General features: G+C 66.8%; 12 protein-coding genes. 4 read left to right on the plus strand and 8 right to left on the minus strand.

Going from position 1 to position 15,449, the window contains the following annotated elements; translation table 11 throughout:
- Nucleotides 1–100 precede the first annotated feature (100 nt).
- From E4O92_RS10835 to E4O92_RS10850, 4 genes are all read right to left on the minus strand, one after another.
- Nucleotides 101–1,402: an MFS transporter gene (locus E4O92_RS10835; RefSeq protein ID WP_135189788.1), complete on the minus strand. Its 1,302-nt coding sequence runs from the start codon at nt 1,400–1,402 to the stop codon at nt 101–103.
- The gene (locus E4O92_RS10840; RefSeq protein WP_135189789.1) at nt 1,399–1,722 is read right to left on the minus strand and encodes a thioredoxin family protein; all 324 of its coding nucleotides are present in this window, start codon (nt 1,720–1,722) and stop codon (nt 1,399–1,401) included. The genes E4O92_RS10835 and E4O92_RS10840 overlap by 4 nt, the downstream gene beginning before the upstream one ends.
- A gap of 86 nt (nt 1,723–1,808) precedes the next feature.
- The gene (locus E4O92_RS10845; protein WP_135189790.1) at nt 1,809–4,229 is read right to left on the minus strand and encodes a penicillin-binding protein 1A; all 2,421 of its coding nucleotides are present in this window, start codon (nt 4,227–4,229) and stop codon (nt 1,809–1,811) included.
- Nucleotides 4,230–4,311: 82 nt separating this feature from the next.
- Nucleotides 4,312–7,119 (minus strand): bifunctional diguanylate cyclase/phosphodiesterase, encoded by a 2,808-nt coding sequence (locus E4O92_RS10850; RefSeq protein ID WP_229483242.1) that lies wholly within the window; start codon nt 7,117–7,119, stop codon nt 4,312–4,314.
- Between the two features lie 154 nt (nt 7,120–7,273).
- On the opposite strand from E4O92_RS10850, the gene E4O92_RS10855 reads away from it, so the two are divergent.
- Nucleotides 7,274–7,771 carry a MarR family winged helix-turn-helix transcriptional regulator gene (locus E4O92_RS10855; protein ID WP_135189791.1) on the plus strand — a complete coding sequence of 166 codons (498 nt, stop codon included), beginning with the start codon at nt 7,274–7,276 and terminating at the stop codon, nt 7,769–7,771.
- 2 nt (nt 7,772–7,773) lie between these two features.
- Here the strand turns inward: E4O92_RS10855 and E4O92_RS10860 are convergent, their stop codons facing one another.
- Together E4O92_RS10860 and E4O92_RS10865 are read right to left on the minus strand one after the other, a co-directional pair.
- Nucleotides 7,774–8,901: a YbdK family carboxylate-amine ligase gene (locus tag E4O92_RS10860; protein ID WP_135189792.1), complete on the minus strand. Its 1,128-nt coding sequence runs from the start codon at nt 8,899–8,901 to the stop codon at nt 7,774–7,776.
- Nucleotide 8,902: 1 nt separating this feature from the next.
- A complete protein-coding gene (locus tag E4O92_RS10865; RefSeq protein WP_135189793.1) occupies nt 8,903–10,090 on the minus strand; it encodes a cation:proton antiporter in 1,188 nt (395 codons plus the stop codon).
- Between the two features lie 369 nt (nt 10,091–10,459).
- Between E4O92_RS10865 and E4O92_RS10870 the strand changes: the two genes are divergently transcribed.
- Nucleotides 10,460–11,056, plus strand: a complete 597-nt coding sequence (locus tag E4O92_RS10870) for a PRC-barrel domain-containing protein (RefSeq protein ID WP_135189794.1) — start codon at nt 10,460–10,462, stop codon at nt 11,054–11,056.
- A 75-nt stretch (nt 11,057–11,131) separates the two neighbouring features.
- Here the strand turns inward: E4O92_RS10870 and E4O92_RS10875 are convergent, their stop codons facing one another.
- Nucleotides 11,132–11,605: a hypothetical protein gene (locus tag E4O92_RS10875; protein ID WP_135189795.1), complete on the minus strand. Its 474-nt coding sequence runs from the start codon at nt 11,603–11,605 to the stop codon at nt 11,132–11,134.
- A gap of 39 nt (nt 11,606–11,644) precedes the next feature.
- Between E4O92_RS10875 and E4O92_RS10880 the strand changes: the two genes are divergently transcribed.
- A complete protein-coding gene (locus E4O92_RS10880) occupies nt 11,645–12,934 on the plus strand; it encodes an SDR family oxidoreductase (RefSeq protein ID WP_135189796.1) in 1,290 nt (429 codons plus the stop codon).
- Between the two features lie 482 nt (nt 12,935–13,416).
- Entirely contained in the window at nt 13,417–13,881 is a 465-nt protein-coding gene (locus tag E4O92_RS10890) for a DUF2269 family protein (protein ID WP_135189798.1), read from the plus strand.
- Between the two features lie 12 nt (nt 13,882–13,893).
- On the opposite strand, the gene E4O92_RS10895 is transcribed toward E4O92_RS10890, so the two are convergent.
- Nucleotides 13,894–15,291, minus strand: a complete 1,398-nt coding sequence (locus E4O92_RS10895) for a metallophosphoesterase (protein WP_135189799.1) — start codon at nt 15,289–15,291, stop codon at nt 13,894–13,896.
- Nucleotides 15,292–15,449 lie beyond the last annotated feature (158 nt).

Consider the following 15,449-nt stretch of genomic DNA (forward strand, 5'->3'; position numbering starts at 1 on the left):
CCTACTCAGGTCAGGACGCTGCACGTCCGTACAGTGCTTTCTTTCACGTTACGATCCGCATCGGCGGCAGCCGGGTGCGCGAGACGCAACCGGACCCGCCTCAGCGTGCCGGTTCGGCCACGGCTGCCGCTCGCCGTTCTGTCAACAGCAGCGCTGCCAGGCTCAGTATCGCCGAGCCGCTCAGGTAGTAGCCAACGGCGTGCAGGCCGTGATTGGTCGCGAGCCAGGTCGCCGCATAGGGCGCCAGCGACGCACCAAAGATGCCGGCTAGGTTGAACGCCAGCGAGGCGCCGGTGTAGCGCACCTGGGCCGGGAACAGCTCGGCCAGCAAGGTGCCGAGCGGGCCGTAGGTGAAGCCGACCAGCGACAGGCCGAGCACCATGAACATGGCCACCACCCCGAAGTCCCCGGTGCCGAACATCGGCTTGAACAGCAGCCCGAACAGCGCGATGGCGCCGGACACCATGATCATCACGCCGCGCCGGCCATAGCGGTCGGCCAGCAACGCGGCAAACGGGATCGTCAGCGCGAAGAACACCACCGACACCAGCTGCAGCTTCAGGAACGTCTTGCGCGTGAAATGCAGCGCCGTGGTGCCCCAGTTCAGCGCGAACACCGTCATCAGGTAAAAGATCACGAAGGTCGCAATTGCGATGACCGTTCCCAGCACCAGCGCTCGCGAATGCTCGCGCAGCACCACCAGCACCGGCACGCGCACCCGCCCGTTGCGCTCGAGGACCGCCCGGAACGCGGGCGTTTCGGTGATCTTCAGGCGCACATACAGGCCGACCAGCACCAGCAGGGTGCTCGACAGGAACGGCACCCGCCAGCCCCAGGCGAAGAACTGCGCGTCAGTCAGCAATTGCGACAGCAGCAGGAAGATGCTACCCGACAGGAAGAAGCCGATCGGCGCGCCCAGTTGCGGGTACATGCCGTACCAGGCGCGCTTGCCCGGCGGCGCGTTCTCCATCGCGAGCAAGACCGCCCCGCCCCACTCGCCGCCCAGCCCCAGGCCCTGCCCGAAGCGGCACAGCGCGAGCAGCAGCGGCGCCAGTGTGCCCAGCGTCGCGTAGGTCGGCAGCAGCCCGATCACGACGGTCGACACGCCCATGGTGAGCAGGGCCGCGACCAGGGTCGCCTTGCGCCCGATGCGGTCGCCAAAGTGGCCGAACAGGGCCGAGCCGACCGGCCGCGCGAAGAATGCGATCGCGAAGGTCGCGAGCGAAGACAGCGTGGCGGCGGCAGGGTCGGCCGCCGGGAAGAACAGCTTGGGGAACACCAGCACCGCCGCCGTGGCGTAGATGTAGAAGTCGAAGAATTCGATGGTGGTGCCGATCAGGCTCGCGAACAGGACGGTCGCGGGACGGTTCTGCGCGGGACTTGCCGCCGGGACCGCCGTCATGCGGCACCAGCCTGGTCCAGCGCCTGCCGTACCTCGTCGGCATCGTGCGGGCGCACCACGCGGGCGACCTCCTTGCCGTCCTTGAGCACGACCACCGTCGGCCACAGCTTGATGCGGAACGAGCGCCCCAGCGGGCGCCCCGGGCCATCCTCCACCTTGATGTGCTGCACACCCTGGCGGCCGGCGAGCGCGTCTTCGATGTACGGCTCTGCCGCACGGCAGTAGCCGCACCAGTTGGTGCCGAAATCAAGCGCGACGATGCCCGGCAGGGCGTCGACCGCGCTGCGCTCCGGCTGCGCGGTATCGTAGGGTGTGGTCATGCGGGAGCTCCTTGTAAAGATGTTGCAAGATTACCTCAAAGAGCGGGCGCGAACCAACCCCCGGCCGGGAAGTCCAGGCGCAGCGGCTACCCGTCCGTGCTCACCGGTTCGACCGGGCGCACCAACGGCGACTCCTGTTCTGGCTCCGGCGCCGGTTCGGGCGCGGGCGCCGCCGGCGGCTCCTGCGACGGGTCGGGCAGCGACGGCTCCACGCCTTCCTGCCGCATGTCGCCGCCCACATCCATCTCCTCAGGCGGCTCGTCCTCATCGCGCGGCGCCGGTTCCTGCTTGCGTCCGCCCGGGAACTCTGCCTTCGCATCGAGCTTGCGGGACTCCAGCGCGGTCTTGACGAAATCGCCGACCACCAGCAGCGCGTTATGCCCGCCCTGCCCCCAGTAGCTGCTGCGCATCGTCACCCGGTTGTCGTTAAAGCCGACCCAGGCGCCGGTCACCAGGTGCGGGTGCATCAGGATGAACCAGCCGTCGGCGTTGTTCTGGGTGGTGCCGGTCTTGCCGGCGACGTCGGCATTGATGCCGAACCGGTAGCGCACCCCGGTGCCGGTGCCGCGGTCGACCACCCCGCGCAGCATATCGATCAGGCTCGCCGTCGCCGGCTGCGACAGTGCGCGCTGCGGCGCCTCGGCGCCGAACTGGGCCAGCACCTGGCCGTTGCGGTCCAGGATGCGCTTGACGAACACCGGCTTGCGGTATTCGCCCTGCGCGGCAATCGTCGAATAGGCGCTGACCATCTCCAGCAGCGTGACCGGGCTGGTGCCCAGCGCGAGCGACGGCACCGCCGACAGTTTGCTCTGGCGGATGCCCATGTCGCGCGCCAGCTTGACGATCGGCCCCAGCCCGACGTCACGCATCACTTGGGCCGTGATCGTGTTCTTCGAGTACACCAGGCCGTCGCGCAGCGTCATCTCGCGCCCGGTGGTGCCGCTCATGTCGGTCGGGCGCCAGACCGTTCCATTGACCTTGATGTCCGTCACCGCGTCCAGGTACGGATGGTCGGGCGCGATCCCTTTTTCGAGCGCGGCGGCGTAGACGATCGGCTTGAAGGTCGAGCCGGGCTGGCGCACGGCCTGCGCCACATGGTCGTACTGCTCCTTCTGGAAGTCGCGGCTGCCGACCCAGGCCTTGAGCTCGCCGGTGTCCGGATCGAGCGCCACCAGGCCGGCCTCGAGCCGGCTCTTGGCGCCCTTGAGCCGGTCGATGAAGGCGCGCTCCTTTTTCAGCCGCGTGAGCGCCGCGGCCGGTGCCTCGCCGCCCTCGACCGCTTGACGGTATTCGCTTGACTCGCGCACGAAGGCGTCGAGCAGGCCCGGATGCGCGCGCCAGAAGTACTCGAACGGCGCCGTGTGCCCGCGCTGGCTGGCGTAGGCGCCGGTGGATGTGGCCAGCGGCGCGTCGGCGCGCGCCCACTCCACATCGGCCACCGCCTGCAGCGCGCTTGCCTGGCGCTCGACCGCGCGGGTGGCGGCGTCCTGCAGCGCCGCGTCGAGCGTGGTTTCGATCACCAGCCCATCGAGCTGCAGGTTATAGTCATGCTCGTCGGCCCAGTCGAGCAGCCACTTGCGCACATAGGCGGTGAAGTGGTTGTCCTTGCCGCTGCGTTCCGGCTGGCGCGCAAAGCGCACCCGCAGCGGGCGCTTGACCAGCGCCTTGTAGCGCGCCTCGTCGAAGGCGCCGTGCTTGAACATTTGGGCCAGCACCACGTTGCGGCGCTGGAGCGAGCGCTGCGGGTTGGTCACCGGGTTGTAGTAGTTGGTCCCCTTGAGCATGCCGACCAGGGTCGCGCTTTCCAGCACGTCCAGCTTCGCCGCCGGCTTGTCGAAATAGGTGCGCGCGGCCATCTCGATGCCGTAGGCGTTGTACAGGAAGGGCACGGTGTTCAGGTAAGCTTCCAGGATCTCGGTCTTGCTGAACGTGTTCTCGATCTTGATCGCGGTGACCATCTCCTTGAGCTTGCGATTGATGTTGCGCGAGCGTCCGATCTCTTCGGGGAACATGTTACGCGCGAGCTGCTGGGTGATGGTCGAGCCGCCCTGGGCGTCGCCCTTCACACTGGCCAGCAGCGCGCCGCCGACGCGCTTGAAGTCGATCCCATGATGATCGTAGAAGCGCCGGTCTTCGGTCGAGATCAGCGCCTCGATCACGTGCGGCGAAACCTGGGACAGCTTGACGCGCTCCTGCACGCCCTGCTCGAAGCTGCCCAGCTCCTTGCCGTCGGCCGACATCATCACGCTCGGCCGCGCGGCGCGCGCCTGCCTGAGGTCGGCGCTGCCCGGGGTCAGGGGAATCAGGACGATTATGTACAACAACAGCAGCATCAGCAGCGCCGCCAGGCTCCACAGCGCGACCAGCGCCACCTGCACCAGGGGCGGGTGCCCCGCCAGCCGCGCATGGGCTCGCGCATGCCCTGCCCGCGCCACGCCCGCCGCGTGCGCGAACAACCGTTTGCCGTGCCCGCGCAGGCGACTGCCTGAATTCTCGTCCTGTTCCACTTAGCTTGCCTGCCGTTCAATAAAACAAGCGGCAAGTATAGCCGACCACGACCGTAAGTCGGTTCGCGGACGAACGCAAGCGTTAGGCTGCTGCGGTGTTTGGTTCGACCCGGCGCCCGGCCCGCAGCAGCTGTTCGGCCTCGGCCACCGGCAGCGCGCGGCTGTACAGGTAGCCCTGCACCAGGTCGCAGCCCTGGTCGCGCAGGTAATCGAGCTGCGCGCAGGTCTCGACCCCTTCGGCGATCACCCGCAGGCGCAGCCCGCGCGCCAGCGAAATGATGGCGTCGACCATGGCCGCGTCGGCGGAGTCGCCCGCCAGGTCGTGCACGAACGAGCGGTCGATCTTGAGCACGTCGACCGGAAAACGCTTCAGGTACGACAGGCTCGAGTAGCCGGTGCCGAAATCGTCGATCGACATCGCCACCCCCATCGCCTTGAGCTCGTGCATGGTGGCGATCGCCGCCTCGGCATCGGTCATCACCAGGCTTTCGGTGACCTCGACCTCCAGGCTGTCCGGCGCGAGCCCGCTCTCGGCCAGCACCGCGGCGACCTCCCTGGCCAGGCCCGGCTCGGCGAACTGGCGCGCCGACATGTTCACGGCGATGCGCAGCGGGCCGTAGCCGGCGCGCTGCCAGGCGCGGTTCTGCAGCGCCGCGGTACGCAGCACCCACGCGCCGATCGGCACGATCAGGCCGGTCTCCTCGGCCAGGCCGATAAAGCGTTCCGGCTGCACCAGCCCCAGGCGCGGGTGGCGCCAGCGCAGCAGCGCCTCCATGCCCACCACCTGGCCGCTGGCCACGTCGACCTGCGGCTGGTAGTGCAGCTCGAATTCGCCGTGCGCCAGCGCGTGCCGCAGCGCCCCTTCCAGCTCCAGCCGTTCGAGCGCACGCGCGGTCATCGCCGGACGGTAGAACTGGACCGTGTTGCGGCCGGCCTCCTTGGCGCGGTACATCGCCACCTCGGCGTGCTTGATCAGGGTCTCCGCGTCCTGGCCGTCGCCCGGGAAGGCGGCCACGCCCGCGCTGCCGGTCACCACCAGCGTCTGCCCGCCCAGGACCAACGGTTCGGCCAGCGCGTCGAGCACGCGGCGCACGGTGGTGGCGGCGCTGCGCTCGTCCCGGCAGCCAGTCAGGATCAGCACGAACTCGTCGCCGCCGGTGCGCGCCACGGTGTCGGTGCGCGGCAGCGCCTGGGCGATGCGCGGCGCCGCCTGGCGCAGCAGCTGGTCGCCCATGCCGTGCCCCAGCGTGTCGTTCACGAAGCGGAACTGATCGAGGTCGAGCGCCACCGTCCACAGCGGCGCGCCGTCGGCGGCGGCGAACGACATCGCCTGCTCCAGCCGGTCCTTGAGCTGGGCGCGGTTGGCCAGGCCAGTCAGGCTATCGTAGCGCGCGCGCCGCTCCAGTTCCTCTTCGTAGCGCTTGGCCGTGGTGACGTCGTACACGCTCAGCACGAAATGGTCGATGACGCCGTCCGGCCGGTTGACCGGGGCGATATAGACCTCGCTGTAGCGCGCGCGCCCGTTCAGGCCGCGCTGGCGCACCACCGCATGGCCGGCACGCCGCTCGCGCATGGCGTTGAGCATTTCCTGCATTCCCGGCTCGTCCGGCCCCTCGTCCGCGAGGTCGACGACGCGCAGCGCCAGCAACTGTGCGGCTGTGCGGCCCTTCAGGCGCTCATAGGCCGGGTTAACATACGCGATCCGGTTGTCGCCACTGAGCGCATCCACCAGGATAATGCCGTTGGCGCTCGACTCGACCGCACGCTGGTACAGGCGCAACGCGTCGCCGGCGCGCTTGAGTGCGCGGGTGCGCTGCCGGACCAGCAGTTCGATGCGGCGGGTACGCAACGCGCGCGCCTGGATGTAGCTGGCGGTCACCAGCGTCAACAGCAAGCTGAGCGCGAGGATCGCATTCGAGGCAACGTGGCCAGGCAGCGCCCCCTTGCGCGAGCGCACCGTCAACTGCCAGCGGCTGCCGGCCACCTCGATGGTCCGCTGCGCAGTGCGCGGCTCGGCGCCGAACCACTGCCGCCACCACGGCAGCGGCGCCGCATACGCGCCGAAGCGGTAGGCATGCGATGCGAGGTGATCGATCCCGCGCACGTCGAGCGCGATCCCGGGTTGGGCCAGCACGCCGGCCTGGTCCAGGTTGCGCTGCAAGAGCCCGGCCAGGTCAAGCGACACTGCGGTGTCGCCGATCACGGCGGCAGCGCGCGCCGCCGGGTCGGCCAGCGTGGCGCCGGGACGATAGACCGGCATCACGATCACCAGGCCCGGACCGCCGCCGATTTGCATCAGCGGCATGACACCGCTGGCGCCCGCTTGTCCAGTCTCGATCGCGCGCTTGAACAGCTCGCGCTGTGGCAGGTATGAAAACACGTTGTAGCCGAGGATGATCTCGTTGCCCTTGTATGGCACGAGGTAATCCACGACCAGGTACACCGGCCGCCGCGGGGCGCGCACCAGGCCGCCAGGCCCTTGCTCGGTGATCTGATACGACGGAAAAATTTTGCGCCGCGCGGCCTCGAAGGCGTCACGGTCGGCGTCAACCACCAGGCGGTGGAAGATCACCGCCCGCGTCTCTGGATGAGCCTGGCTGAGCGGACCGGCAAACGCGTCAAATTCTTCCCGTGTGACGTCGCCGGAGGCCACGAACAGCAGATTAACCGCGCGCAAGGCCTCGAGCGAGTCGTGGAAGCTGCGCATCACGATGCGAAAGCGCAGGTCCGCGTCCTGCAGGAACTGGGCGTCCGCACGCTCGCGTTCGATCACGCGCATGCTCAAGAACAACAGCAGCGTCACGACCAGACCGGCCAGCAGAATCACCACGGTCGCCGGGGCCAGCACGGATAGCGCGCGGCGCAGGCGGCGCCCATTCGTTTTCAACATCCAGACAATGTAGCAAAGATGGCGCGGCCGCCTCGCCCGCGTGGTGCAACTGAACCGTTCGCAAACGTCGCGCGCGCCGGCCGCAAGCCCGCTGGCGCGCGGTCGCGCACGTAAACGGCAGCCTGCGGCATCACTTTTCCGCTATCATCTTCCCATGTCTTTGCCCCCCCCAAAAAATGAAGGCGGCACGGGTACGCCTCCCGCAACCCGCGTGCTGCGCCAGTTCCGTGTCGTGTTCAACGCGGTCAAATCACACTTTCGCCAGGTCGAGCGTGACGCCGGGCTTGGCGGCGCTCAGCTGTGGGCGCTGTCGGTGATCGAGGCCGCGCCCGGCATCGGCGTGACCGAACTTGCGCGCGCGCTCGACATCCACCAGTCCACCGCCAGCAATCTGATCAAGGCGCTGTCCGAGCGCGGCCTGATCGCGGCCACCCGAGAGGGGCTGGACCGGCGCGGCGTGGCACTGCGCGCGCTGCCGGAAGGCCAGCAGGTGCTGCAGCGCGCTCCCGGCCCGTTTGCCGGCGTGCTGCCGGACGCGCTGGCCAGCCTGGATAAGGCGACCCTGGAGCGCCTCGAACACGACCTGGCCCGGCTGATCGAGGTGCTGGCCGCCGACGAAGCCGCGGCCAAGGTTCCGCTCGCCCAGCTGTAAGGCTAGCCGCCCGCGTCGGTGCGAAAGCGGCGCAGGGCCGCGTCCACCACCGCCTCGGTGCTGGCGCCTTGCGCGTAGGCGTCGCGCAGGTACTGGGCGTCGCTGCCGGTGCGCAACACGTCGCGCAGGTGCTCGAACGCCGCCGTGCTGCCCAGGGCCTGCGCATGCGGCGCCAGCTTCTCCAGCGTGATCAAGATATCCTCGCGCAGCGGCACCGTCTGGTGCGTCTGCGGATGGACCACGGTGCCGTCCAGTCCGAAGCGGCAGGCCTGGAAGCGGTTGTAGTTGTACACCAGGTAGTCGTCTTCCAGCGGCGGCGGATCGCCCCGCTCAAGCAGGTGGCGACACAGCGCCTGCAGGTAGCACGCCAGCGCCGCAGCGCGCTCGACGAACAGCGGCGTGTCGCACACGCGCAGTTCGATCGTGCCGTATTCCGGCTTGGGCCGCAGGTCCCAATAAAAGTCCTTCATGCTCTTGACGATGCCGGTGTTCTCCATGCGGGCAAAATAGTCGCGCGCAAACTCGTCCCACGACAGCAGGAACGGCGCACGGCCCGACAGCGGAAACGCGAACACGGAATTTAAGCGCGCCGACTGGAACAGCGTGTCGTGCCCCTGCAGGAACGGCGAGGAACTCGACAACGCGATGAAGTGCGGAATGTAGCGGTTCAGCGAGTGCAGCAGGAACAAGGCCTCGTCGCCGGAACTGCAGCCGATGTGCACGTGCTGGCCGAACACCGTGAACTGCTTGGCCAGGTAACCGTACAGCGCCGACACCTCCCGAAAGCGCGGCTTGGCAAAGATCTTGCGGTGAGACCACTGCTGGAAGGCGTGGGTGCCGCCCCCGCAAATGCCGATATTCAGGCGGTCGCCGGCGCCCAACAGGCGGTCGCGGATTTCGCGCAGCTGGGCCAGCAGACCGGTGTGGTCAAGGTGCACGCTGCTGTTAATCTCGATCATGCTCTCGGTGATCTCGGGCGTCACGTTGCCGGGGAACGGCGCACGGCCGAGCAATTCCAGCATGTCGGGCGAGGCCGCGACCAGGTCGAAGTCGGACAGGCTGACCAGTTGCAGCTCGAGCTCGACCCCCATGGTCAGCGACTGCGAACTGGCGAAGGATTCTAGTGGCATCTCAGGGCTCCCTTGCAGTACGGGTTTCATTGGCGAACACGACGGCGCAGAGGGTCACGAGCGGGCCGATCACCTCCAGCAGCAGCGCGATCGCGGCCAGCGGCGCCAGGCTCTGGAACACGTCCGGGCCCAGGCGCGGCGCCTGCTCCAGCAGCAGCACCGCGAACACCGCAACTGGCGTGAGCGCAAGACCGGTCAGCGCACCCTTGCGCGCCGAAATGCCGGATACCCGCGCAAACACGGTGCACACGAGCACCTTCGCCAGCGCGCGCACGAGCACCAGCAACAGGCCGAGCAGCAGGCCGCTCGTCACATGATCCCAGTCGAGCTTGCTCGCCACGACGAAAAACAGCAGCACCGACAGCAAATCGCCGAGTGCGCCAAAATTGCGCTGCGCCGGCGGCAGCACGATGCGGCGGTGGCGCGCGACGATGCCGAAGGCGAGCGCGCACAGCACGGGCGAGAGCTTGAACACGTGGCTCACCACCACCAGCAGGAACACGGCAATCGCGAATGCCAGCGTGGCGTCGCGCCCGGCGTTATCGACGTGGCGCAGCCAGAGCGGCACGGCCACGCCGAACAGCGCGCCCAGCAGGCTCGAGGCGACCAGCACCAGCAGGCTGCTGGCCGCGGCGTGGGCCAGGTCGCCGGAGGTCTGGAACACGCCAATGCCCACGATCACCTTGAACGCGAACACACCGAACGCGCAGTTCAGGGCCGACAAATGCAGCGCACGCTCGGTGACCTGGCCGGCGCTGCGCTGCTCGTTGAGCACGCGCAGCAAGCCCGCGGGCGAAGTGGCCATCGCCAGCGCGGCGATCAGGGCCGCCGACAGCGGCTCGGTGCCGAACGCGGTGGCCACGGTGTCGACCGCGACAAAGGTGACCACGGACTCGACCACCGAGGTGACGACGATCCACGGGTTGGCGCGCAGCCAGCGCAGGTTGATGCGGTAGCCGAGCTCGAACAGCATCAGGCCAAAGGCGAGATTGGCAAACAGCAGGAAGCTGTCGGACTCGGACGGCGGCAGGTCGCCCGCCGCGAGGTTGCCGAATACGAAGCCGCATAAGGCGTAGACGGCGATGCGCGGCAATGCTATCCAGCGGTAAATCAGCTCGCCGGCCATCCACGCGAGGGTCAACGCGAAGGGCCAGGCAAGCAGGTATATCGGGAAATTAAGATCGGTCATGCGCACTCCGGAAGCTGACGGGGGACGCGGGGCGCGACCAGTGCCAGATGCTTGAAAAGCTTGAAAAGCTTGAAAAAACGGCCCCCGGGCACGCCGGGGGCAGAAAGGGGGCGAAGCCTCCTCATCGCTGAACTGATCGGCAGGCCATCGGGTCGATGGCGCTCCCGCCGCTGTTATAGTGCACTAAAAATGTTACGGCGGCAACCGTATTTGTTCACAGATTATGTCCGGACAGTAGCAGCGGCGGGGTCTGTATGGACAGCCGAAGGCCCGTGGACGGCACATTTTTACTGGGCTGCGAACCGATTGCACTTTGCGCTATCCAAGCCAGTATCGCCTGCAGAAAAGCTTAACGTGGGGAGCATTGAGATGAGCTACATTGACCGCGACAAATATGGGATGTACAAAAAAGTATCCGACACGGGGCCGGGCCCGGCGCTCATGGGGGCCGACACCCTGATTGGTGACGATGTCGTCAACGGCGCCGACGAGAACCTCGGCGATATCAAAGAAATCATGCTCGACATGGCCACCGGGCAGGTGGCCTACGCCGTGTTGGCGTTCGGTGGATTCCTGGGCATGGGCGAAAAGCTGTTTGCCGTGCCGTGGCAGGCGCTTCACCTCGATACCGTCAACAAGCGTTTTGTGCTCAACATCGCCCAGGACCGGCTGAAAAATGCGCCCGGGTTCGACAAGGATGACTGGCCCGACATGAGCGATGCGCAGTGGGCGAACCAGATTCATGCCTTCTACGGCACCGATGTGTCACGCATCGGCGCCCCGACGATGGGGCCGGGCAGTGGCTTGGGAGCGGGCGGCATAAGCGGAGGCGTCGGCGCCGGACAGGGCATGGGCGCTGGCATGGGCGGCGGTGTGGGCGCGGGTTCGGCTGGCAGCTCGACCTTGGGAGCAGGCACCGCGGGCACCAGCGCGGCGGAATCAGAGTCCGGCGACCTGAACCGCTAGCACCGAGCAAAGCCATGAAAACGGCGTGCCCGCAGAACGGGAACGCCGTTTTTTGTTGTGGCCTGCCCTTCCGGGCTAATGCTCGTCCCGGCGGCTCAGCATCGCGCCGGCCGCCAGCCCAAGGCCGAACGCGCCATACACCAGGGCCAGCGCGGGCTTGGACAGGCGCCTTTCGTAACCCGGACGCAAACGCCGCGGAGTGAGCTGATAGTCGACGAAGCAGGCGACGGCCGACGCGGCTGCCGCGGCACCCAGCGTGACTGCCGGCTCCTTGCGGTCGAGTACCTTTCCTGCGAAGCGCTCGAACAATACCGACCAGAACATTGAACTGCCGTGATGTATCATGTAGCCAGGCACGGTGTAGCGCATCGACGGCCCCTCGCGCCGCATGGCTTGTTCGCCCCAGAGCCAGTGACTGATTGCATTGGTCGGCGCGTACACGCTGTTGTTCTCGCTCTCGCCCATCAACGCCAGCGCGGCCGTCGACGCTAGGCTGGCGGTCAGGCTGCCGATTGCACCGCGCTGCGCTGCTGTTTTCCAGTCTTCCATATGGTCCTCATCTTGTCGATCGCTTGAAAGGAAGCACGTATGCGAGTCTTGTTGACGGGTGCAAGCGGCTTCATCGGACGGCACCTGTCGCAAGCACTGCTGGCAGACGGGCACCAACTGGTGTGCGCGGTGCGCCAGCCAAGACCCAGCCTCGACCCGCGCCTGACCTTCATCCACGCGGATTTCACTAGAAATACAGACAAACGGGCTTGGCTGGCGCGCCTTAAGGATATTGATGTGGCCATCAACGCGGTCGGCATCTTTCGCCAGTCCGGCGCGCAGACCTTCGCCCGCTTGCACACTGAAACCCCGCGCGCGCTGTTTGCCGCCTGCGCCGAATCGGACGATGTGCAACTGGTGATCCAGATATCCGCGCTCGGCGCCGATGAGAATGCCCAGACCAGCTACCACCTGTCGAAAAAAGCGGCCGACGACTACCTCGCCACGCTGCCGCTGCGCGCCTACATCATCCAACCCTCGCTCGTCTACGGAAAGGACGGCGCCAGTGCACGGGCGTTCAAGACACTGGCAAGCCTGCCGTTCCTGGTACGTTTTGGCAGCGCGCCGCAACTGGTGCAACCGGTGCACATCGACGACGTGGCGGCCGCGATCAGCGCCCTGCTCAAGCATCGCCTGCCCCTGCCGCCCGGTACCGGCACTGCCTTGCGCGTGCCGCTGGTCGGGCCCGAGGTGCTGTCGTTCACCGACTATCTGGCTGAGCTGCGCTCGTCGATGGGCATGGGCAGACCGCACATCCTGCGTCTGCCCGACAGCGCTGCGCGGCTGGCCGCGCGGTTCGGGCGCTGGCTCCCCGGCGGTGTACTCGATGAGGACGCGCTGCGCATGCTCGACCGGGGCAACACCGCCGATCCTGCGGTCACGGCCCGCCTGCTTGGCCACCCGCCGCGCCCGATCGGCCAATTCATCACCGATCCGCTCGCCGAACGAACGCGCGCCAAACTGGACTGGCTGCTGCCCGTCCTGCGCTTGAGTATCGCTGTCGTATGGATCGTCACCGCCATCGTCTCGTACGGCCTGTACCCGCCCGCGCAAAGCTACGAGCTCCTTGCGCGAACCGGCATTCCCCAGGCACTGCGCCCGCTGATGCTGTACGGCGCAGCCACCTTCGACCTGCTGCTGGGCCTGGGCATCCTGTTCCTCAGGCGGCGCCGCTGGCTGTGGCTCGTACAGCTGGCACTGATCGGGTTCTACACGGTGGTGATCGCGTTCAAGCTGCCGGAATTCCTCCTGCATCCGTACGGGCCGGTGGTCAAAAACCTGCCGATGCTGGTCGCGATCTGGATGCTGTACCAGCTGGAGGAAAATTGAGGGCGGTTACTACCGAAGTCCCGAAACCGGCCAAGAGCAAACTGTGATAGTGATAGTATGTTGACTCGCAAACATTGGGGAAGCGATGACAACCTGGCTAAGTATTGCCTTGCTAGCTCTAGCCGCTTACTGTGCCTACGTTGTTCGTTTGGTAGTGAAAAATGACACTGCCGAGCACGGGCAAAAAGCTCTGCAAGTCGGCCTGATCTTGCTATTTCCGCTAGCTGGAGCGGCTCTTGTGCACTGGGTGCTAGTTGGCCAGGCGCGAGATCGGGATGCTCCATCCAACCGGTATACCGATTATCCAGACTATACAGAGCACGAAATTCCACCAAAGATCTACAATGATGATTGATCGCATCCCGCGTCTTTCGTGCAGGAGGCGGCACTTGACTGCGATCTCCCAGTTGGATCAAGCTGGAGTCCGTCATCGGGAAGCGGCTCAGCCGTTATCCCGAGTTCACCCGTAGGTCCAAAGTCCAATGGACTACCTGGTCGTGAAATGGCTGCACATCCTGTCGGCGAACTTCTTGTTCGGTACCGGGATCGGATCGGCGTGGTACATGCTGTTCGCGAGCATCAGCCGCGACGTGCGCGCCATCGCGGTGGTCAGCAGGTACGTGGTCATCGCCGATTGGCTGTTCACGGCCAGCACCGCCATCGCCCAGCCGGTCACTGGTTTTTACCTGATCCACCTGGCTGGCTATCCGCTGAACAGCCGGTGGATCATGTGGTCGATTGCACTGTACATCCTCGCCGGCGCCTGCTGGCTGCCAGTGGTCTGGCTGCAGATTCGGCTGCGCGACATCGCGGTCGAAGCAGCCGGAACCGGCAACGCCCTGCCGCCACAGTACTGGCGCTATTTCAGGTTCTGGGCGGCGCTTGGGGTGCCAGCATTCTGCGCGTTCGTCATCATCTTTTGGCTGATGGTGGCCAAGCCGGCATGAGCATGCGCTGCCCTACTTCACCTGCCTGACCGCGCACACCGACTTGCGCCCTGTGACCTGGCAGCTGTTGCGCTCGTTCCCGTCGCGATCCCACACCTTGACCAGCCAGGCGTTGGCACCGCTACGTTCCATCGTCATGAAGCCGAACCCGTCGATCCACGAGCTCATATGCTCGACGACCGCGCCCGGCGCCGGCGTTACACCGGATGGAACCGATTCCGGCAGCGGCACGATGTCCTCGGCCGTGCCTGAAAAGCCGCTCACGAACTGGGTCGGATGGCTGCTCGAAAAGCTGACCTGTTCCCACAGGTGCACGTGCCCGGACAGCAGCATGCTGATCGACGGCGGCAGGATGCCGGCATCCAGCGCGCCGAACGACTGCAGCAGCCCGGCATCGCCGCCGAACAGCTGCGCTTCGCCGGTCTTAGCGTTCCTGGTCGCGCCGAATCCGAACAGCGGATGGTGGTCGACGGCGATGTTGTATTGCGCCTGCTGTGCCAGCGCCGCCACCTTGCGCCACGTGTCGGCGTAATTGGCAATGCGCGGGTCGCCCGGCTGGAAGCCTTTGTAGCTGGTATTGGACGAATCGAACACGATCAGCTGCGCGTCGCCGCCCAGCGGCACCGCGTACGGATCGCCGTAGTCGCCGACATGGTCGTTGGCCGGCGCGTCGCAATCGCGGCCCGGCACCAGCGGGCGCGGATCGAGAAAGCGCCAAAATCCCTGCCCGCCGCGCACGCAGGATTCATGGTTCCCACGCGCCATCACCCATGGGGCGGCCTTCAATAGCGCGGCGCCCGGCGCGAAAAAGTCCGCGTTCCAGGCATCCCAGCCGTAGCCCCATGGGCTGCCGGCGCATCCGGCGCGCCCGGCCGGGCATGGGTCTTCACGATAGTGGTAATCGCCCACGTGCACGATCAGGTCTGGTTTGAAACGCGCGGCGCTGGCTGCGACGGTGGCAAACGGGAAGGCTTGCGGATCGTTGCAATCCTGCGCCTCGCGGCCCTTCAGGCGGCAGCCGGTGTCGCCGATGACAACAATCCTGTCGAAACTCGCATGCGGCAGCGGCAAGGCCTGCCTGGCCACCGAAGCCTGGCGGGTGCCGGCCGGGATCGGGAGCTCGCAAGTCAGCACAGGCGAAGACGGGGGCACGCCGTTCGGGTGCGCGGCGCCGCGCTCGGGAATCGGCGCGAGTGGTGCGCGCACCGTCATCGGCAGCTCGCGATGGTCGAGCGTGATCGAGGGGCATGATGCGGCGGTTGTCAGCACGCGCGCTATCGGGGCACCGCCCTCGCCTAGCACAACGTAGGCGGCTTCGGGTGGATGGGCAGGCTGGAGAAAGGCGCAACCGGAGAGTGCGGCACCGGCACCCAGCAACAGGGCGCGCGAAGTATGGCGGAATCGGGTCATTGTACTGCGGGGCAAAAGGTTGAATGTACCACAACCAATGCTGTGTCCGGCCACAGTGGGAAGATCGTAGGGGGCGCGGGGCCGCCCCCCCCCCCCGCGCCCCCCGCCCGCGGCGGCCGGGCGGGTTAACAAAAAACCCCCCCCCCCCCCCGGTGGTG

Source organism: Massilia horti, from assembly GCF_004614195.1.
GTDB classification, from domain to species: domain Bacteria; phylum Pseudomonadota; class Gammaproteobacteria; order Burkholderiales; family Burkholderiaceae_D; genus Telluria; species Telluria horti.